29 protein-coding genes are annotated in these 15,874 nt (G+C 48.4%); 2 read left to right on the top strand and 27 right to left on the bottom strand.

What is annotated here, in order from left to right; translation table 11 throughout:
• Window positions 1–705: 705 nt before the first annotated feature.
• The 11 genes from AC5SV9_RS00755 to AC5SV9_RS00705 all read right to left on the bottom strand — a co-directional run bounded on the left by AC5SV9_RS00755 (window position 706) and on the right by AC5SV9_RS00705 (window position 7,285).
• Entirely contained in the window at window positions 706–1,923 is a 1,218-nt protein-coding gene (locus tag AC5SV9_RS00755) for a zonular occludens toxin domain-containing protein (protein WP_475150267.1), read from the bottom strand.
• Window positions 1,923–2,243, bottom strand: a complete 321-nt coding sequence (locus AC5SV9_RS00750) for a hypothetical protein (protein WP_475150269.1) — start codon at window positions 2,241–2,243, stop codon at window positions 1,923–1,925. Before AC5SV9_RS00750 ends, AC5SV9_RS00755 begins: the two co-directional genes overlap by 1 nt.
• Window positions 2,244–2,245: 2 nt before the next feature.
• On the bottom strand, window positions 2,246–3,907 hold the full coding sequence (locus AC5SV9_RS00745) for a hypothetical protein (RefSeq protein ID WP_475150270.1): 1,662 nt from the start codon (window positions 3,905–3,907) through the stop codon (window positions 2,246–2,248).
• A gap of 81 nt (window positions 3,908–3,988) precedes the next feature.
• A complete protein-coding gene (locus AC5SV9_RS00740; RefSeq protein ID WP_475150271.1) occupies window positions 3,989–4,222 on the bottom strand; it encodes a hypothetical protein in 234 nt (77 codons plus the stop codon).
• Window positions 4,223–4,231: 9 nt separating this feature from the next.
• Entirely contained in the window at window positions 4,232–4,357 is a 126-nt protein-coding gene (locus tag AC5SV9_RS00735; protein WP_475150273.1) for a hypothetical protein, read from the bottom strand.
• A 101-nt stretch (window positions 4,358–4,458) separates the two neighbouring features.
• A complete protein-coding gene (locus AC5SV9_RS00730; protein WP_475150275.1) occupies window positions 4,459–4,827 on the bottom strand; it encodes a DNA-binding protein in 369 nt (122 codons plus the stop codon).
• Window positions 4,828–4,837: 10 nt separating this feature from the next.
• Window positions 4,838–5,869, bottom strand: a complete 1,032-nt coding sequence (locus tag AC5SV9_RS00725) for a phage/plasmid replication protein, II/X family (protein ID WP_475150276.1) — start codon at window positions 5,867–5,869, stop codon at window positions 4,838–4,840.
• Window positions 5,866–6,168: a hypothetical protein gene (locus tag AC5SV9_RS00720; protein ID WP_475150278.1), complete on the bottom strand. Its 303-nt coding sequence runs from the start codon at window positions 6,166–6,168 to the stop codon at window positions 5,866–5,868. The genes AC5SV9_RS00725 and AC5SV9_RS00720 overlap by 4 nt, the downstream gene beginning before the upstream one ends.
• The gene (locus tag AC5SV9_RS00715; RefSeq protein WP_475150279.1) at window positions 6,165–6,446 is read right to left on the bottom strand and encodes a hypothetical protein; all 282 of its coding nucleotides are present in this window, start codon (window positions 6,444–6,446) and stop codon (window positions 6,165–6,167) included. The genes AC5SV9_RS00720 and AC5SV9_RS00715 overlap by 4 nt, the downstream gene beginning before the upstream one ends.
• Window positions 6,447–6,704: 258 nt before the next feature.
• On the bottom strand, window positions 6,705–6,893 hold the full coding sequence (locus AC5SV9_RS00710) for a hypothetical protein (protein ID WP_475150280.1): 189 nt from the start codon (window positions 6,891–6,893) through the stop codon (window positions 6,705–6,707).
• A complete protein-coding gene (locus AC5SV9_RS00705; RefSeq protein WP_475150281.1) occupies window positions 6,890–7,285 on the bottom strand; it encodes a hypothetical protein in 396 nt (131 codons plus the stop codon). The genes AC5SV9_RS00710 and AC5SV9_RS00705 overlap by 4 nt, the downstream gene beginning before the upstream one ends.
• Window positions 7,286–7,387: 102 nt before the next feature.
• Between AC5SV9_RS00705 and AC5SV9_RS00700 the strand changes: the two genes are divergently transcribed.
• On the top strand, window positions 7,388–7,744 hold the full coding sequence (locus AC5SV9_RS00700; protein WP_475150283.1) for a DUF3693 domain-containing protein: 357 nt from the start codon (window positions 7,388–7,390) through the stop codon (window positions 7,742–7,744).
• 221 nt (window positions 7,745–7,965) lie between these two features.
• Window positions 7,966–8,328: a hypothetical protein gene (locus AC5SV9_RS00695; RefSeq protein ID WP_475150284.1), complete on the top strand. Its 363-nt coding sequence runs from the start codon at window positions 7,966–7,968 to the stop codon at window positions 8,326–8,328.
• Here AC5SV9_RS00695 and AC5SV9_RS00690 read toward each other — a convergent pair.
• From AC5SV9_RS00690 to AC5SV9_RS00615, 16 genes are all read right to left on the bottom strand, one after another.
• The gene (locus AC5SV9_RS00690) at window positions 8,325–8,498 is read right to left on the bottom strand and encodes a hypothetical protein (protein ID WP_475150286.1); all 174 of its coding nucleotides are present in this window, start codon (window positions 8,496–8,498) and stop codon (window positions 8,325–8,327) included. The two genes, AC5SV9_RS00695 and AC5SV9_RS00690, sit on opposite strands and share 4 nt — an antisense overlap.
• The gene (locus AC5SV9_RS00685; protein WP_475150288.1) at window positions 8,488–8,649 is read right to left on the bottom strand and encodes a hypothetical protein; all 162 of its coding nucleotides are present in this window, start codon (window positions 8,647–8,649) and stop codon (window positions 8,488–8,490) included. The genes AC5SV9_RS00690 and AC5SV9_RS00685 overlap by 11 nt, the downstream gene beginning before the upstream one ends.
• A 1-nt stretch (window position 8,650) precedes the next feature.
• Complete coding sequence (locus AC5SV9_RS00680; RefSeq protein ID WP_475150291.1) at window positions 8,651–9,034, bottom strand: hypothetical protein; 384 nt, start codon at window positions 9,032–9,034, stop codon at window positions 8,651–8,653.
• Window positions 9,031–9,573 (bottom strand): hypothetical protein, encoded by a 543-nt coding sequence (locus AC5SV9_RS00675; RefSeq protein WP_475150293.1) that lies wholly within the window; start codon window positions 9,571–9,573, stop codon window positions 9,031–9,033. The genes AC5SV9_RS00680 and AC5SV9_RS00675 overlap by 4 nt, the downstream gene beginning before the upstream one ends.
• Entirely contained in the window at window positions 9,573–11,066 is a 1,494-nt protein-coding gene (locus tag AC5SV9_RS00670; protein ID WP_475150294.1) for a hypothetical protein, read from the bottom strand. Before AC5SV9_RS00670 ends, AC5SV9_RS00675 begins: the two co-directional genes overlap by 1 nt.
• Window positions 11,067–11,075: 9 nt before the next feature.
• Window positions 11,076–11,720, bottom strand: coding sequence for a hypothetical protein (locus AC5SV9_RS00665; RefSeq protein ID WP_475150297.1), 645 nt, complete (start codon window positions 11,718–11,720; stop codon window positions 11,076–11,078).
• A gap of 1 nt (window position 11,721) precedes the next feature.
• Window positions 11,722–12,072 (bottom strand): hypothetical protein, encoded by a 351-nt coding sequence (locus tag AC5SV9_RS00660; RefSeq protein ID WP_475150299.1) that lies wholly within the window; start codon window positions 12,070–12,072, stop codon window positions 11,722–11,724.
• Window positions 12,060–12,266: a hypothetical protein gene (locus AC5SV9_RS00655; RefSeq protein ID WP_475150302.1), complete on the bottom strand. Its 207-nt coding sequence runs from the start codon at window positions 12,264–12,266 to the stop codon at window positions 12,060–12,062. Before AC5SV9_RS00655 ends, AC5SV9_RS00660 begins: the two co-directional genes overlap by 13 nt.
• Window positions 12,266–12,391, bottom strand: a complete 126-nt coding sequence (locus AC5SV9_RS00650; RefSeq protein WP_475150305.1) for a hypothetical protein — start codon at window positions 12,389–12,391, stop codon at window positions 12,266–12,268. The genes AC5SV9_RS00655 and AC5SV9_RS00650 overlap by 1 nt, the downstream gene beginning before the upstream one ends.
• Window positions 12,388–12,753: a hypothetical protein gene (locus tag AC5SV9_RS00645; RefSeq protein ID WP_475150306.1), complete on the bottom strand. Its 366-nt coding sequence runs from the start codon at window positions 12,751–12,753 to the stop codon at window positions 12,388–12,390. The genes AC5SV9_RS00650 and AC5SV9_RS00645 overlap by 4 nt, the downstream gene beginning before the upstream one ends.
• Before the next feature lie 10 nt (window positions 12,754–12,763).
• Window positions 12,764–13,585 (bottom strand): major capsid protein P2, encoded by an 822-nt coding sequence (locus AC5SV9_RS00640; RefSeq protein WP_475150309.1) that lies wholly within the window; start codon window positions 13,583–13,585, stop codon window positions 12,764–12,766.
• Window positions 13,586–13,802: 217 nt separating this feature from the next.
• The gene (locus tag AC5SV9_RS00635) at window positions 13,803–14,507 is read right to left on the bottom strand and encodes an ATP-binding protein (RefSeq protein ID WP_475150310.1); all 705 of its coding nucleotides are present in this window, start codon (window positions 14,505–14,507) and stop codon (window positions 13,803–13,805) included.
• Window positions 14,507–15,067 (bottom strand): hypothetical protein, encoded by a 561-nt coding sequence (locus AC5SV9_RS00630; protein WP_475150313.1) that lies wholly within the window; start codon window positions 15,065–15,067, stop codon window positions 14,507–14,509. Before AC5SV9_RS00630 ends, AC5SV9_RS00635 begins: the two co-directional genes overlap by 1 nt.
• The gene (locus AC5SV9_RS00625) at window positions 15,064–15,453 is read right to left on the bottom strand and encodes a hypothetical protein (RefSeq protein WP_475150315.1); all 390 of its coding nucleotides are present in this window, start codon (window positions 15,451–15,453) and stop codon (window positions 15,064–15,066) included. Before AC5SV9_RS00625 ends, AC5SV9_RS00630 begins: the two co-directional genes overlap by 4 nt.
• The gene (locus AC5SV9_RS00620) at window positions 15,435–15,680 is read right to left on the bottom strand and encodes a hypothetical protein (protein ID WP_475150317.1); all 246 of its coding nucleotides are present in this window, start codon (window positions 15,678–15,680) and stop codon (window positions 15,435–15,437) included. The genes AC5SV9_RS00625 and AC5SV9_RS00620 overlap by 19 nt, the downstream gene beginning before the upstream one ends.
• 1 nt (window position 15,681) lies before the next feature.
• Entirely contained in the window at window positions 15,682–15,867 is a 186-nt protein-coding gene (locus tag AC5SV9_RS00615; protein WP_475150319.1) for a hypothetical protein, read from the bottom strand.
• Between the last annotated feature and the right edge of the window lie 7 nt (window positions 15,868–15,874).

Raw genomic sequence — 15,874 nt, 5'->3', positions numbered from 1 at the left:
TGGCTAAACAGAAATAGAAAGCTGAAATGCGCGCTAATACGGCACATACTTAATGGCTCATAATGCATTTATTACGTTAAATATCAATAACTTAAAATAAAAAGCATGGTATTGATTTATCATGCTTTTTTTTATCTTTTTAGGAAAAACGTGATACTAAAGTACCAATTTTAAAAGCCAAGCAAGAAAAAAAAGACAAAAGCAATCTGTGTAGCATCGGAGTCCCGATTAGTCTCAAAATGAGACAAAAGAGCAGTATCACTACACTTTTCGCCTGTCGGCCTGTGTTCGAAAATAAATTATCTATTTTTGTCTGGCGACAAAAATGCCGCTAAAAGCGGCTGGTTTGGCAGAGGGAAAGCCCAAGGGCTTTCGGTACCCGCTTGGTCACTCCTTACAGTCGTTCGGGCGCTGCATGGCCTGCGGCCATATACAGATAAAAGCCGCACAGCGTTCTAGGCTTGCCTGCGAGCACTCGGCTAAGCCTAGCCCTCTGTGGCGGCTTATCTGATGAATAGATAGGCTATGAGAAGAATACAGGCGGTAAACATTGAACCCCAGACAAAGCCAGAAGCAAAACTGCCAGAGGTAATATCTTTTGGTCCTGGCTTAGTCACAGATGTTTGTGCCTGGCGAATCACGGGCTGAGAAGTGGGGTGAGGTATAGCATCGCGCTTGGCGCGGTCTTCATGAAACCAATCCCTGTCATGTACTCCCATCGTCAACATATCCTGTATCTGCGAAATTTGGCCCCTCTGATGGTACAGAAACAGGGTTGCAGGTTGCAATAAGCATTTCATCACCGGTAATAATTCCAGCCCTGCAGGGGCCGATATATTTAACCTGAAAGCCAACCTGATAGGGGTCAAAAGGCTGGCCTTTGTACTCAAAGCAGTAGTGGCCGTTAGAAGGTGAAACGGCAATAGAGCAGGTTATATAAAAATCAGGGATATCAGGCTGTGGCATTTTAAATGCGTTTTCTGGTTCTTCTGATTCAAGCTGCGCTTTTTGTTCGAATGCAGTAAGGGCTTGAGTGGGGTCTGGTAGTTTTACTTCGTCAGAAGACGTTATAGCAAAATAACCAACAACACAGCCAATCGCCAAAATAGCCTTGGCAATAAGACCTTTATTACTCGAGACAAAAGAGGGTTTAGGTTCAGTGATAGCAGAATTGACGTTGGTAGTTTTGAAATAGGTGTCAGGCAATGGGCAATAACTGGCGCGCATATCAATGACTTTACCGTGTTTATCTATGACGTTATCAGGGGTAAAAGTCTGTGCTGTTTTGTAGTATGGGTGCAGATCATAACGTTTGAAAAAGAACGTTTGAGCAAGGTGTATTTTGTCTTTTCGCTTGCCAGTGTAAACGTTACAGATATGAAAGCCTAATGGGGCAATAAGTTTAATAAGAGGGCTTAGAAATAGGTTAAGAAGCTTACCGAGAACTGGTGAACTGAAGAAATTCTTACCAGAACGACATGCCCAAATTTCCTGCAAAAGTGTCTCACGAAGCTGTTTATCGACAGCATCAACATCCTGACAGATAAGCCATAGCCGCCAGCCGAGCTTACGACTTTGAACCATCCAACTGACAAGTTTTAGACGGTCAGGGTCATTCCAGCTGCGACTGTTAAAGCTGACGAGCAATTCATCAATGACTATGAGGCCAAATTTATTTTCGTCGTAAGTGTCTGGGTTATCTGGGTCTAACTCGGGATATGCTTTGCCAAGGCTCTCAAAGTCGATGCTTCTTGGAATATCTGGAACACGGACGAACTCAGATTTACTGCCAGGCGCTATGAGTGAAAGGTTGATATCTAAGTTAGTGGCAACGCGCTTATTGTCCTTTAAGTACGTTTGTATCTCAGCAACAGCAATTTTGCTTTTGCCAGAACCGCGGACACCCTCTAAGAATATAGCCATTAGGCCTGTACCTTAAGTTTAAGAACCTGAATGTGGAAGCGGTAAGTCCAAGCAGCCAAATGTGCGGCACCAATTTGTGCCATGAGGAAGCCGGCATTACTGGGGACAAGTGATAAACCTGCCTGCAGCATGCTATGACTGGGTGCGTTATTAGCGACTGAACTTAGCAGGCCATTCATGCCGGTAGAGAACAGAGCGACAAGAATGATGTAAGCGGCAATATATGCCGCGGCAAAAAGTGCTTTTCGACCGGCTATGTAAGTAGCAATAGCGGTTAGTTTGGCAAAAAGGCCGGTAAGGGCCGGTACTAGAGCTAACATAATTACCCCGCTGACATCATTCGGCTAAATAAATGGAAAATGTGAAGGGCTGCTAACAACTGGAGGAACCAAGCTATTAGCGGGTGAGCCCATTCGTTATAAGGCGGACAGTGTTTATCCATCATGACGGATTTTGTATCACCACGAACGGCCATAGTGACCATGAAGCCAGTGCACTGACCACCAGCAATAGGCCATAAGTCACCGAACTGGAAGCCATCAAAAGGTAAGTCAGGATTTTCCTGTAAGGTGTCGAAAAAATCGTTATCAGCACCTTCAATATCTGGCATTTCGACTGAATCAAAAGACTCGGCTAACTTGTCGTTACTTTCCTCATACTGGTCCTGAGTAATGCCCGGGAATTCGTCCCAGTTCATTTCTACTTCGACATCTACCGTTAAACCGTCGAGGTTAACAATAACCTCAGCCGGTGGAGTGTAAGGGCTAGGGTCTTCAGTTGTCGGGTCAGGTGTGACAGTAGTATTGGTGAAAGGGTCTACAAAGGGTTCGCCATCATGAAACTTGTCCAGCGCCTCTTCAACTTCTGGCTTTAGCTCTGGCGGAATGTAATGAGGTGCACTCGGGTTATTATCCTGAGCATTACCGGAAGCGATACTATCGAAAGCATCAGATATCTGGCGGCCAATAGGGGTATGTTTTGGCTTATCAAAAAAGGTGTCGTCAGGTTTGCCAGTGGTTGGATCCTTTAAAATATCGTCTGAAATATCATCGAAGATATTTGGGCGCTCAGCAATCCATTCTTTTAGGTCATCTAGAGTGACATCATCAACATCGGTAGGCTCGGGATTGTAATAACAGTAAGTATTAATACCGACAGTGGCTTCAGAAGTAAAAGGATCGAAATCAGCACAATCAACGTCAGGTGACTGCTGCCAAGTAGGAGTAGCCTGTTGAGTATTAGTATAACTATCGTCGGTAGTCTGCCACGGGTGAGGCTCTTGGGGCCAGCCAGGAACATAACGTGAAGATAACCTATAGACGCGAGTCATCGTTACTTGAAAAGGTGTTGTGTCACACACCTGAGGTAGTGAATAGTCATAAGTAATACTTTGCTCACAATTTTGATAGTTAGTCTGGGGAGTATCAGCGGGGCAATTAGTATTAGATGAATTTTGAGGTAAAGGAGGAGTTACAGTCCTAGAGAGTGTTGGGCTATCAGTACGGGGCCAATTAGATACGGAAGTTAGTTTACAGGAAGTAGCGGGTTTAACTATACCGCAAGCCTGTATCTCTGGAATATATTGGCCACCAGCAGGGCAAGATGGGTCAGGTTGACCATCACCTTTACACCAACCCGATTCAGCGGTAACGCATTCATATATTTCTAATGCAGTAAGTGCAGTTGTTGCAGTCATAACAAGAGGGTGACGCTTAACTAGGGCGTTAAACATGCCTCGGGCAAAACTCTGCTGCGTAATGCGCTGTGGCATGTAAGTAGGTAGTTTGGTTGAGCCTATAGGCTTGGTCATGGTGCCAAGCGTTCTATTGTATTTTGGGTTGTTGGGGCTACCGATGACCTGCTTTTGATATATCGAGTTGTTTTTCTCAATAAACCATTCGATGGTGCCGATTTTTGAGTCGTAAGCGGCATGGGTACTGCCAGCGAAAAATAGCGATAGGGGAAGTAATATTAATCGTTTCATTTAAAGCCTCGTTCGTGGCCGTTCTGCGGCGGACTGAGCAAATCAGACAGTCACAGTCCAGCCGCGAACGAGCTTCAAACATTAACCGCCGTTGGCGCCTTTGCTGATAAACCGACCCAGCAATGACATACCTACAGAAGCAGCCAATACAACTGCCATGATGGCGAAACCAGCAGCCAGAGCGATATCAACGTCTGCCAACACTTCGGTTTGAATCGCTGTTACTTGCGTCTGGTCCAGAGCGGCGTGGGCGGTACTGGCTACAGTACCAACAGCTAAAGTAAGAGCTGCTATTAAGGTGCTACGCATTTTCATAAAAAATACCTACTTTACTGGGCGGGATGCCCGTTCAATGATTTGGCGTACAGCGCGGTAAGCAACACCAACACCGTAGCCGGTTATAAAGCACAACAGACAAGCGCCGATAAATTGCGGAAGAATGTCAGCCATACTTATTCCTTAACGCTGCTGGCCTGCTATTAAGCCACCGATAAAGCAGGCGACTAAGCAGGCAGCAACGAATAACTGGGTTAAAATTTCAGCGTCAGACACTAGCTGGCAGCCTTAACAGGAGAGGGGACTTCAAAGTAAGTGTGCTCCCAGTCGTTGGCTAAATAGCAAGTGTGGTCTGCTCCGGTTTTGGTCTTATATGACCTGTTCCATACCGGCAGAATGAGACGCTTATCTTTAAGCTGGTTGAGCTTGGCGACAGCACCGGAATCAATCAGAGTTTTGCTGATCGCGATGATTTTGGTCTGCTCCTGAACGTAACCGAAGTTATCAACGGTTGTGGTAGCAATGCCAAGCTCTGTAAATGTCATCACCTCGCCGGTAGCGCGGTTTGTGAAGTTGCGTTGGCTGACGCCTTTACAGATACCAATTACTGCGTCGCCGTCGAATTTAATTTTTGATAAGTCCATGCTGTAGCTCCTAATGAACAATGTAAGAAAGTAAGTGTTGCGGGATGGTAACGGGCTTAGCTTCAAGCACGCGCACCAACGGAACTACGTTGCTTGCATGGTTGTCGCATTGCTCGTGTGGTAATGAGATATCTATCTCATAGTCTTTAAGCAGTGTTTTATGACGGTAAAACGTTGCCTTAGGTAACATTGACCGGACATCGAAACCCTGACGCCACAGAGCGTAGGTGCCTTGAATTTTCGACGGCAAATTAATCAATTGCTCATCTTTGATACTGACATTGGCGGTCATTTCTAACCTCGATATATATTCATTAAATAGGGAGCTAATACCTAGCTCCAGGATTTGGCGTGCAGATGGGTTTGGGTCGTCAGTGATTTTCTTGAGCTCTGGTGCACGCAATACCAGTTCAAGTCTCAGCTTGTCTTCAGCGAAGCCAAGCAAAGGGGATTGGAACAGGTGAGGAGGGAGTCTATGCCCTTTCTCACCGCCCATAATTTCATCAAATTTGCTGTAGCCTTTTAGCGCCCAGCGCTTACTGGTTTGGCCTACATAAAAAGTGCCTTTTTTAACGGTACTGCGCCCGTGACGAGTGCGGGTTTTGATACCGGCAGCATCAATAAAGGCGCGAACGTCTGACAGGCTTGGTAGCTGGAACATATAGTTAATGTCCAACCGCTTAACGAAGTACAAGCCAGAGCGAATACGGCGGCGTGTAATATCATCCACAACGAAACCGGCTTGCTCTGATATGGCGTCGAGCGTGCGCTCAACTAACAGGTTTAAATCATCAGTACCAATGACGTTGTGGCCCTGCAAAAACTTAGTCGGGTTGCCTGAAATATAAAGCTTGTCTGCGTACTGTAAGCACTCTGAAATCTCGTTACTTTTAACGGCTATTGAGCTTTCAAAGCTGCCCTCAAATTGCTTAGGGCAGGCAACTAACCAACGCTCAACACCATCAGAATCAATTTTCTGAACGTGACCGTTGTTAATGCGCTTATGCCGAAACGGAATTACAGCAGTTACCCAGTCAATCATGCTGTAACTCCTTTCGATAAGCCGTTAAGACCCATTTCACAAGCCCATTCGTCAGAGCACCCAATAGGTTTTTTACATGCCTGAGGTGAGTCCCAGTTATCAGATTTACCGCACTGATTACAGTAAACTGTGCCTTGCTCAACAAAGCGGTATATTGCGCCTTTGTAGTCGTCTGAATGGCGGTTATCGAGCATATTAAGCTCGTTAACAACGGACTTAGCGGCAAGGCGGTTATCGCGTTTGGTTACGGGCGTTACCGGTTTTGCCGGGTGTATGGCAAGAATTACGTAGGAAGTCATGCCATCATCTCCGCTGTGGTATAGCGATCGCTATTTGGAAATACAAAGTGCAGCTTGTGCTTTGGTACACCAACGCTGGTGAAGTAACGCATAACGTCTTTCTGGTCGACAAAAGGGCGGTCAGTCGTGAATTCCAGCGGTAAGAAAAACTTTGGTGTGGCTGTTTTGATATACACCACAGCCTGATAAAAACGGATGTTATCGCCAACAGCCGGAAAGGCTTCAACAACTTGCAGTAAGTTGTGGTCGATAAAGGCTTTCAGGTCTTGGCGGTTCATAGCGAACACCCTTTGGTAGCAAAGTAATCAGCAACCATTAAGACGAAAAACATGTAAAGAAAAGTGGCAGTCGTAAATGAGTGCAGAAGCAAATCACCAAGGCTTAAAGCCAGTCGAATTAATCTAACTTGCAGACGTTTGTTCATGCTGCACCGCCTGACCATGCAATCAGGAATTGGAAAGCAAAGTAGAAAGCCAGCGGCATAGCTACGAACTTAAACAGAATAGAAAATACTTTATCTAAGCGGTCAAGTAGTCTCATACTGCACCGCCTGTAGGCGCTAGTGAGGCAACAAACATTGCACCGAAAATAAGGGCCACACCTAAAATGCCGTGAGCGGATTTACCTGAGAAAACCCACTGCCTGCAGAAAAGACAGCCACCGATAACCATCGAAACGGCAAGCAGGCCGTAGGGTAAAGATGGGTTGCTTAATAGCTGGTTCATGACGAAAGCCCCTTAACCCGTGAGTTTTTAAGGCGGCGTTCTTCGCGCAGGGTATGACGAACCTGAGAAATATTAGGGTAAATTTTACAGGTTAATGGTGAGCTAAAGTTGCACTGGTCAAAGTCAGCACAGCCACAGTTTTTTATGCGATAAGGGTCAAAAGACGCACCGCAAATTGAGCAAGGTTCAAAAACACCATCATCAAAGTCGATTTCAGATTGAGATTTATCCACAGAATCTGTGGACGGTTCAGGTATAACTAGGCGCTGACCAGTGGTTTCAGGAGAAGCGGCGGGAACCGGAGTTTCCACTGTTTCACACTGGCCAGCTAAAAGATTTTCATTTTCTGTTAAGGGTAACTGTGTTGTTTTACTGGAGTTTTGTTCGCTCATGGTTCCCGCCTAGAGTATACTTTGTTAACTGAATTAAAGTTCACCTTTAGGTGAACACATGAAGAGAATAGTTCACCAGTTGGGGAACGTCAAGAGGTAAGTATGAGCTTTAGTGCAAATCTGATAGATGAGTTTAAAAAAACTAAAGGGATAGCTTCTGATGCAGCAACAGCTGAGGTATTACCCGCGATAACAAAGGGACGTCTATCCGAGGTTAAATCAGGCAAAAGACACCTGACTGAAGAGCAAGCTCTGTTCATTGCCCATGAGTGCAATCTGTCGGTTGACTGGGTGCTAGTACAGCTGGCAGAGGAAACCGCTAAAAGCGAAGAAGCCAAACAAGCATGGCACCAATTAGCAAAAAAGCTTAATAAGTCAGTCTCAGCCGCAATTCTGGCTTTAATTGTTATTTTTAGCGGTTTAAATCTGAACGGCGAGCCTAGCCCCCGTTTTGCTTAATATGCTATAGCTCATAATGTATATTATGTTAAATGGTAAATTATTGATAAGGCTGTACATTATGACGATTATGCCCGTTATACCTGCCGTTCCCCTCGTTTTATCAGTAATTTGCCAGCCTTATACTTTGGTTCAATTTAGCCAGCGTAAGGCCCATTTTATGCAGTTTCCTGTTAGCGGCACGAAAGCCGTTTTTATAACAATAGGGAATTAATAATAAGATGTTGATGCAAACAAAATCTATCAGCGACCGCTGTTTGTTGCTGGCCGTTGGGTTTTTCGAGCCCGACCCTGTGGAAAATTCACGGCCTGATATCACCAGAATAGCCACCTTTTGCGGTGTAAGTGAGCGAACTGTGCGGCACTGGCTTAAGAACGGGATGCCAAAACGCGCACGGGCGCACTTTGAAAATTTACTGGCTGGGGATTATCTGCCGGATAATTGGCGCAAGCATGGGTTAAGTGTGGCTGCTGACCGTGTTTACCTGGCGGCTGGTTACAGCGTGCCGCTGGACGTAATACGGTACTGGCCGATGCTGTGCAAAGCAGTGGATTGGAGCAAGGCGGTAATACCCCGCCCTTAGCGCTCTGTAAATTGGTGGTCTACGCCGCGCTTTGCCAGCTCGGTGAGTATGTACAGGATTTTATCCTCGACCTTTGCCATGCGCTGGCGTAAATCAACCAGCGCCAAGGCAATAACGATGGTAGCTGCATCTGCGCCGCCGCTAAGCACTTGAAGAATTTCATTTTCCATCTTCTACCTGCTCTGGCTCTGCCAGCACTTCGACGGCCTGTATGGCTACGTCTGCGGTTTGAATGTATACCGCCGCTGGCGGACAGGTTACCGCTGCAATCAGCAGCAGGGCTTTTTTGTTGCGCTTGAACCAGTTGGTAAATTTGTTCATGTTAAATGCTCTCTGTTGTGCCGTCTGGCTTGATTAAAATAATTTCGCTTTGGTTAAGCAGGCTTCGGTATGGCTCTTTTAACTGGCCGCCTGCGGTTAGTGCAAATTGCAGTATTTGCGGGTTGTCGGGGTGCATGGCGCTTAATGCCTGCAACCGCCCCGGGTTTATTGCGCCGTTGGTAAAGTATTCAGGGCGCAGTGTTACCCCAGCTTGCGTGGCTTCTACACCCTGCCCGGCAAACCGTATTGTGTTGATGATGTTGCCTATGCCATCTGCCACCGGTTTTAACAGGTCGCTGCCTGCCTGATGCCACTTGGTTAGCTTGGCAACGGTTACGATGGCAATGCCTACCAGTGCAACGTTTATGACGGTTTCTGTTTTCATGCGAACCCCGCTGCTGTGGCTTCTTTGATTAGTGCCATGTCGTATGGCTGCTGGCCGTTTTCGTGGTAAATCATTGCGGCAATCAGCGCCGGGTAGTCGCCTTGGTTAAGGTACATATCCGGGAACAGGTCAGAGCGTTTTACTACGCTGCTCACATAGGCTTCAACGTTGTTTTCTGTGGCTGGTGCCCACCTGGCCACGATACCGCGCACGGTGTTAATGCCGTACTTGGTGCCGTAGTTTTTCAGCAGCCGTGCAGCGGCCCGTATGCCGTAAAATGGTTCGCTAAACTGTGCAAAGCGGCCATCTGTGCCGGTTTGGCCGTCCCAGTTGTTAGCGGCGTTGTATTCAATGTTTAGCGGGTTATTGTTGCGGATGCCGCGCGTTGTGTTGCCGGTTATTTTTTCCATTACTGTACCTATTGCCTGCGCCAGATTTCCGGGGCTGGTTGTGGCGGCCCCGGTTGCAGCTGGCTTTTGTTTGCTGTAATACATTGCGCCGATGATGGCCGCGCCTGCGGCAAGGGCAAGAGCGCGCATTAGAACATTTCCGCTATTTCAACTATTGAAGCTTTGACGGTGCCTGATACCGTTACCAGCTCTGTTTTTACAACGCTGGTATTCGCTGACTGACCCCTTACTTCTAAAATTGCGTGTTCGCCCGGTGTTGTTTCAACGACAATCGGGGTTGCAGCATTAAAGCCTGTTGGGTTATCGCCTGTTGCTGATACATTTGACTGCGAGAATTCAGACGTTGATATCTTTATCTGTGTTACTACGCTTTGTGATACCAGAAGCGCGTGGTCCCCTTTGGCCCATAAGTTGACTATTCCTGTACCTAGTGACGTTGGCGCTATTGTTTTCACAAATGTCATGTTGTTGTCGTATATGCGGATATTTGCACCGTAGAACGCAAAGCCGTTTTCTACCTGTGCATGCATACCTGGCGTGGTATTGATGCTGGTATCATTAACCAAAGTAACGGCTGACTGCTGTATGTCGGTCTTTCGCCACTTCTGAAAGCCCAGCATAAATACGCTCTCGCCTGCCAGATATAACCGGCCAACGTCAACAAAATCTTTGGTTAGCGCTGCATTGCCGGTAAGCTTGCCCGTGGTTAACTTGTAGCCGCTTGGTGCCACTGAGCGTATAAGTGCAAAATTTTCTGCATTAACGGCAAGATAGTTCGTGCCGCCTATCGCCATCGAACCCTCAACATCAAACACCTTTACTGTTTCAAAGCTTTCAAAGTCGGCTGTTTTTACAATTGCGCCTTTTGAATTATCTTCCAGATAGATGTAAAACTCGCCTGCAAAAAACGTGTACGGCCTGCTATCAAGCCAGCCAGCACTAAACCCCAGTACGCCAGATGGTATTAGCACAGTTGAACCCGAAATCTGTACATTATCTTTAACCAGTATGTTTATTGAATTGCCTTTGTTGTACACGTAGCAGCTTTCTTTTTCTCCCATTAGCACGCCACCCACATAGGTGTTTGCGCCATCCTGTAACAGCGCTGATGTGCGCGTACTCGTTGGTTGCAGGGTGAATTTCAAAGCGTCATTTACAGCGTATAGGTCGCCCGATAACGGCAGCTCTTTTGTTTGGCCGGCTTCAACTGAATAATTACAGGCCACTTGGTTTCCGATGAATATTTTCCCCAGCGCCTTTATATCAATGCGCTGGTTTTGAGCTGTTATGCTGTTCAGCTTTGTCAGCCCATCAACCAGCTTTCGCTTTGTTGCTATGCCGCCAGCAGCCTTTATCGTTACGCCATTATTAACCAGCTTTGTCTGACTCCAGAACAGCGTTACTGTGGCATCTTCATCCGTACTTACGTAGATAATCGCGCCCATGCGGTCTAACTCAACCGCGTCACCGTTTAGCACTTTTGATGCAAATATTTCCCGGCTTTCTGCGTCCAGAATGCGCACAAATACCTGGCCGCTTGAGCTGCTAAGCAGGTTAAAAAAGCGGCCCACACGGCGAAAATCACGCTCTTCGCCCTTTATTGTATTTAAGTTAAATAACATATCTGCCCCTTACTTGCGCAGTGCAAACGCCACGCCGACACCGGCTAGGCCTAGAAAAATCCACATCATGTTCTTACCTTGCTCTATTGCCAGTTGCTGGCCGTCACTGCGGCTGGCGTTGTCGGCAAATTGCAGGGCAACCCGTGTGGTATCAATGGCAAAGTTGTCCTTTTCGCTACTGAGCTGGCGTGTGGTGTCGAGCAAATCCCGGTACAGCTCCCCGCCGAACTGCACCGATTCACGGGCCAGCAGGCTGTTTTCTGCTGCCAAATCCCGCGCCAAGCTGTTGCCCTCGGCAATGGCGGTGGTGGCTACGCTGCTGGTGCGGTCTATGGCCTCATAGGCTGTTGATTCCATGCTCGACAGCGCTTTGCCTGTTACGCCGTCAGCCAGTAAAAACGCGCCTTGTGCCACATCATTTACGGTGTTCATGGTGGCGTTTACGCCTTGGCCCACAAGGTCAAATGCGCCGCCGTCTGTTACGTTAACGGTGCCGCTGACATTGGCACCTGATAGCATACCGTCATACATATCACTGCTGCTGCTGACTGTGTTGTTGTTACCAAACAGCCCGGTACTGTCTTGCAGGCCGTAGCTGACACTGGTGTTGCTTGTGCTTTGTTGGCTGGTGTTCCTGCTGCTGCTGCCGCCCATGTTAAAGCCCTATTGTGTACACTCGCTCTGCTTCAACTGCGTTAAACCGGCGCATGGCGCGGCCCAACTTGTGATTGGCGGTGTGAAACCTGATATTTTTGCACCCGGCCTGCCTGGCTTTGTCGATAATCAGCCTGCAATGCTTTGCCAGTTGCTGCCCTTCTGCGCACACAACACACAGCTCTTTGTGGCTGCTGTATGTCTCCAGTCGCAGAACAAAAAAACATTCTTCAATTCTGATAAGCTCGGCCCTGCCTTGCTCTATCTCTGCCGTTATCTCTGGCAGGAAGTTGCCAGCCGCGTGACGCACAACGTGCGCCATGCTGGCCGGTAGTACTGTTACTTTTTCCACAGCAGATAAACCACCAGCGCGACACCGGCCAGTAACAACACTTGGTTGCTACTGGCTGCCATGCCTTGCTGGCCGAAGTTTACGCCGCCGCCCTGAAAGCCAATGCTTGACGCCTGATCACCGGTCTGGCCGCTGGCAGAGCTGCTGTTACTCAGGCCGCCGCCCCCGGTCAGGCTGGTAAGTGAGCCAAGCATTATGCTGCCGCCTGTTTTTCAGCGCGGCGCTTACGCCACCACGTTAGCGTTAGCTCCGCCAAAATGGCCGCTACGGTTGCCGTGCTGACTGCAATCAGCAGTTTTTTCGGGTCTAAGTTGTTCATAGTAATTTTGCCTTCTTCGCTACAATTGCCACTAACAGCGCGCCGCCTACGTATGCAGCAACACGCGGCATTGATAAGCCAAACACGTTGACGTTATCTACTGCTGCCGTGTTGCCGCTGCCCGGTTGCTGTTTGCCCTGCTCTACCTCTACCGCCGCGCCGGTTGGCACTGGGTTTTCATACGCCTTTTCGACGTATGTAAGCTGTGGGTTTTTCGCGGCCTGAATGGCTTCATACTGGGCATAGATACCTGCCGCAGCATTTAGAAAGTTTTGTGCGCCGCCCCAAAACCCGCCGCCTGATGTGGTGGCAGCGGGTGAATTTGGGATGTTCTGCGCAACGGTTGACGTTGGCTGAATCATATTTGCCCCCTTACAGGCCGGTCATGGTAAAGCGGTCGTAGTACTCTACGCCGATGGTTACCTGGCCGCCGGTGGTGGCTTTGGTTTTGGCGCGGAAGTCCTGAATACCTTGCGTCAGCGGTAGCGTGTTGCCTAAATCGCCCTGCAGTGCAAAGTCAACGGTAAACATGCCAGCCTGCGGCACGCGGCGAACCTGGCGGCCATAGTCTTTCTGCATTTCTTCGTTAACGTCTTTTGGGAATTCAAACCAGCGCGTGTTATCAATAATCAGCTCCACCGCTTCAATGTCAGCCTTGAACGCGTGCAGTGCCTTGATGTTGGCACCGGCAGCGGCGGCAGCTGGCAGCGTGGTGTGCTCGCTGAATTCGCCTGCGCCTTGCGGGAACGGATAACGGCGGTACTTGCGCACCCACTGATTCATTGCCGGGAACGGTGCCGATTTTTCAGCAAACACCTGTACGGCCGGGTTAACTGCTGCGGCGTCAATGTCAAACGTGATAGTTGCCGTTGACAGGCCCAGCGTTGCAAGACCGAAAAAGCGGCCATCTGCCAAGGTGGCGTGGATATCATCTTCGTTAAAGTGCCACGTTACATAACCTGCCTGAATGCGGCGGCCATAGTAGGCGTCGATGGTTTGCATTTCTGCCAAGCTGGTGAAGTTACTGATTAAACGGCCATTCAGCTCTAGGCGCACGTTTAAGCACTGCGCTGCTGTAAGGTTGGTCAGTTTAAAGCGCAACTTGTCGTAAGTTGGGCCAATAGGTAATTGCAGCGAAGCCGTTTGACCTGCCACAACGTTTTCAATTTTTTTCAGTTGTTCAAAGCTGCGCATAATTTGTTACCCCTTATGCGCCAGTAATGCGGCGAACCGCACTTACTTTATTTTTTAATGTCAGGACGACAAGACCTGCCGCCACCATCAACCCGAAGGTTTTTAAATCTGCTTTCATGCTGTTTGCCCTGCGTTGTTATGGGTGAAATTGCAGGCAGAGCGTGGCGGAATAAAAAAGGCGTTTTAAAACGCCTTTTAGAATGGATTTCTGAAATTTTTAAAAATTAATGGTCTTTGGTGCGTAGTTTCCTATGCCGCCAGACTTCACAAGGTAATGCTTGCGCCGGTCAAACTGGCGGTTTTTTTCGCCCAGTTCGATTATCTCTGCCATGTCGCAGTCAATTTCTTCACACCAAAATTTGGCGTCAATTTTGGCCTGCTGCGCACCGACTACCAGCGTTTCGCATTGGGTAATGATGGTTTTGGGTATTTCAACCGGGCGCTGAAATACAAAGTGGTTAACGATACCGAACTTGCGGCCCCCGGTTGCAAGCTCGCCAATGATGGATTGCTCTTTGCCGGTGGTTAGCATGTACTTTGCCATTTCCTCCCATACTATGTGCAGCTCCCGCTTGCCGTCTGCTGCATCCCACATCAGTTGGCCGAACCGTAATGCTTCGCCCCGGTATTTTTCGCCAATCACTTTAGGCTGGTACGCCACCGCAAACGGCTTGCCGCTGGCCCATGCTTCGATAAATGCCTTTGTAAAAGTCGCCCACGTTGTGTAATGGTGCACCTTGCGGCCACCTAACCCATTTAGCGCCGGTATTCTGTTAGGTTTGTAGTCGCCGTAAATATCAAACAACGCCACGCAGTTGCCTATTAATTTCATGTTTTTAACGGCTATGGCTTTACCGGCACCGGACGCGCCACAGTACGCCACATGGCGTACTTTCAGGCTGTTGTTTTCGTTAATTGCCATCAGCTACCCGCCATTAGTTTTGCCTGGGTGGCTAAATCGCGGTCGTAGCCGTCAAGCCCCGGATGCTCTTGCTGTTCAACCACCTGTTGCTGCTCTGCGGTTTTCTGCTGCTCTTGCTCGGCTTTGGCCGCTTCCTCTGCCAGCTGCTGCAACACGTTTTTGGTGATTTTATCGCCCAGCGTGTAAGTGGCAACGATGGCGGCTATGTAAACGCTGTACCTGTCAAGAAAGCCGGTGTAATCGGTAACGCCCATTTTTACCAGCGCCGGTGCCACTGCGGCGGCCCATTCTTTGCGGTCGCTTTCATCCAGCCCGGTATTAGCGCCTAACCATTTATCAATTACCCACTCGACAGCCTTTAGCGCACCCAGTGCCACACCTTCGGCCTTGCTTACGTCTTTTTTTGCGGGTTCCTCGGTTTCTTCTAAATCCGCGCCGTCTGCGATTTTGCCGTATTTTGCCAGTGCCGGTGAAAGCTCGACGCCTGCGCCCTGATCACCATCATCTGTAAACGGTAAATCTGTATTAACTTCGCTAATTTCGTGGTTTTGCTCGCTCATGCGTTAGCCCTTATTCCGAATATTGTTAAGCCGATAGCCAGCAGCACAAGGCCGCCAGTTTTGATTTTTTCTAAGTTGTTTTTTTGAATTTCAGCCTTTTCATCGTCTGAAATTTCAGACTGCAACTGTTCGCGCAATTCCGCGCTGTTTGCGGTTTGCGTCTGTTTTGTCGGCTTCCACTCTGGCGATTCTTCCGCCGTCATGGGTGCGTCTAAAAGCTTTTGCAGTTTTTTCTGAATTGCCGGGGCTGATGTGGTGCTTAAGTGTTTGCAATCCGGGTTTTGGCAATGCACATACAGCAGCTTTGAATTGCCCCGTTTTTTAATGTGTGCGGTATGCTGCTCGCATGCTTCGCACTGGATTATTTTTAAAGTTTCGCCTGCCATTTAAAGCCCTCCACCCCTTCAATTCGTATTTGCTGATTACCTGGCTGGGGCCAGTTTTGTGCAACCTGTGCCAGCAGCTGCCGGGTGTTGCGAATTTCCAGCTCTATTTCTGGTGCCAATGCCTTTGCAAGCCTTGCCTGATTAATGAAATTCGCATTAACCACCGCACGCATTTTGTTTAGCAGCGCCGTTAGCCGCTGCTCAGCTGCACAGATTTCTGTAACCACGTTACCCCCTCGGCCAGCCGGTTTTTTGATACAGGTCGTCAAGCTGTGCCTGCTGTGTTTCGCCTATTTTTTTTAAATCTTCCAGCGCAGATTGCTGCACTGCGCAAAGTCTCGCTAATTGCTGAACTCTGCCCTCTAGCTGCTCCACGTAGGTAACAAGGTTTTTAATTTTTTCACTGCCGAACATGCGGCCC

The sequence above is a fragment of the Rheinheimera sp. ATLC3 genome (genome assembly GCF_059429535.1).
This window is presented reverse-complemented; position numbering and strand designations above follow the sequence as displayed.

What these genes read in the sequence shown, in the direction of transcription:
- AC5SV9_RS00755 (WP_475150267.1), bottom strand. Translation starts at nt 1,923, where the DNA reads ATGGCTATATTCTTAGAGGGTGTCCGCGGTTCTGGCAAAAGCAAAATT.
- AC5SV9_RS00750 (WP_475150269.1), bottom strand. Translation starts at nt 2,243, where the DNA reads ATGTTAGCTCTAGTACCGGCCCTTACCGGCCTTTTTGCCAAACTAACC.
- AC5SV9_RS00745 (WP_475150270.1), bottom strand. Translation starts at nt 3,907, where the DNA reads ATGAAACGATTAATATTACTTCCCCTATCGCTATTTTTCGCTGGCAGT.
- AC5SV9_RS00740 (WP_475150271.1), bottom strand. Translation starts at nt 4,222, where the DNA reads ATGAAAATGCGTAGCACCTTAATAGCAGCTCTTACTTTAGCTGTTGGT.
- AC5SV9_RS00735 (WP_475150273.1), bottom strand. Translation starts at nt 4,357, where the DNA reads ATGGCTGACATTCTTCCGCAATTTATCGGCGCTTGTCTGTTGTGCTTT.
- AC5SV9_RS00730 (WP_475150275.1), bottom strand. Translation starts at nt 4,827, where the DNA reads ATGGACTTATCAAAAATTAAATTCGACGGCGACGCAGTAATTGGTATC.
- AC5SV9_RS00725 (WP_475150276.1), bottom strand. Translation starts at nt 5,869, where the DNA reads ATGATTGACTGGGTAACTGCTGTAATTCCGTTTCGGCATAAGCGCATT.
- AC5SV9_RS00720 (WP_475150278.1), bottom strand. Translation starts at nt 6,168, where the DNA reads ATGACTTCCTACGTAATTCTTGCCATACACCCGGCAAAACCGGTAACG.
- AC5SV9_RS00715 (WP_475150279.1), bottom strand. Translation starts at nt 6,446, where the DNA reads ATGAACCGCCAAGACCTGAAAGCCTTTATCGACCACAACTTACTGCAA.
- AC5SV9_RS00710 (WP_475150280.1), bottom strand. Translation starts at nt 6,893, where the DNA reads ATGAACCAGCTATTAAGCAACCCATCTTTACCCTACGGCCTGCTTGCC.
- AC5SV9_RS00705 (WP_475150281.1), bottom strand. Translation starts at nt 7,285, where the DNA reads ATGAGCGAACAAAACTCCAGTAAAACAACACAGTTACCCTTAACAGAA.
- AC5SV9_RS00700 (WP_475150283.1), top strand. Translation starts at nt 7,388, where the DNA reads ATGAGCTTTAGTGCAAATCTGATAGATGAGTTTAAAAAAACTAAAGGG.
- AC5SV9_RS00695 (WP_475150284.1), top strand. Translation starts at nt 7,966, where the DNA reads ATGTTGATGCAAACAAAATCTATCAGCGACCGCTGTTTGTTGCTGGCC.
- AC5SV9_RS00690 (WP_475150286.1), bottom strand. Translation starts at nt 8,498, where the DNA reads ATGGAAAATGAAATTCTTCAAGTGCTTAGCGGCGGCGCAGATGCAGCT.
- AC5SV9_RS00685 (WP_475150288.1), bottom strand. Translation starts at nt 8,649, where the DNA reads ATGAACAAATTTACCAACTGGTTCAAGCGCAACAAAAAAGCCCTGCTG.
- AC5SV9_RS00680 (WP_475150291.1), bottom strand. Translation starts at nt 9,034, where the DNA reads ATGAAAACAGAAACCGTCATAAACGTTGCACTGGTAGGCATTGCCATC.
- AC5SV9_RS00675 (WP_475150293.1), bottom strand. Translation starts at nt 9,573, where the DNA reads ATGCGCGCTCTTGCCCTTGCCGCAGGCGCGGCCATCATCGGCGCAATG.
- AC5SV9_RS00670 (WP_475150294.1), bottom strand. Translation starts at nt 11,066, where the DNA reads ATGTTATTTAACTTAAATACAATAAAGGGCGAAGAGCGTGATTTTCGC.
- AC5SV9_RS00665 (WP_475150297.1), bottom strand. Translation starts at nt 11,720, where the DNA reads ATGGGCGGCAGCAGCAGCAGGAACACCAGCCAACAAAGCACAAGCAAC.
- AC5SV9_RS00655 (WP_475150302.1), bottom strand. Translation starts at nt 12,266, where the DNA reads ATGCTTGGCTCACTTACCAGCCTGACCGGGGGCGGCGGCCTGAGTAAC.
- AC5SV9_RS00650 (WP_475150305.1), bottom strand. Translation starts at nt 12,391, where the DNA reads ATGAACAACTTAGACCCGAAAAAACTGCTGATTGCAGTCAGCACGGCA.
- AC5SV9_RS00645 (WP_475150306.1), bottom strand. Translation starts at nt 12,753, where the DNA reads ATGATTCAGCCAACGTCAACCGTTGCGCAGAACATCCCAAATTCACCC.
- AC5SV9_RS00640 (WP_475150309.1), bottom strand. Translation starts at nt 13,585, where the DNA reads ATGCGCAGCTTTGAACAACTGAAAAAAATTGAAAACGTTGTGGCAGGT.
- AC5SV9_RS00635 (WP_475150310.1), bottom strand. Translation starts at nt 14,507, where the DNA reads ATGGCAATTAACGAAAACAACAGCCTGAAAGTACGCCATGTGGCGTAC.
- AC5SV9_RS00630 (WP_475150313.1), bottom strand. Translation starts at nt 15,067, where the DNA reads ATGAGCGAGCAAAACCACGAAATTAGCGAAGTTAATACAGATTTACCG.
- AC5SV9_RS00625 (WP_475150315.1), bottom strand. Translation starts at nt 15,453, where the DNA reads ATGGCAGGCGAAACTTTAAAAATAATCCAGTGCGAAGCATGCGAGCAG.
- AC5SV9_RS00615 (WP_475150319.1), bottom strand. Translation starts at nt 15,867, where the DNA reads ATGTTCGGCAGTGAAAAAATTAAAAACCTTGTTACCTACGTGGAGCAG.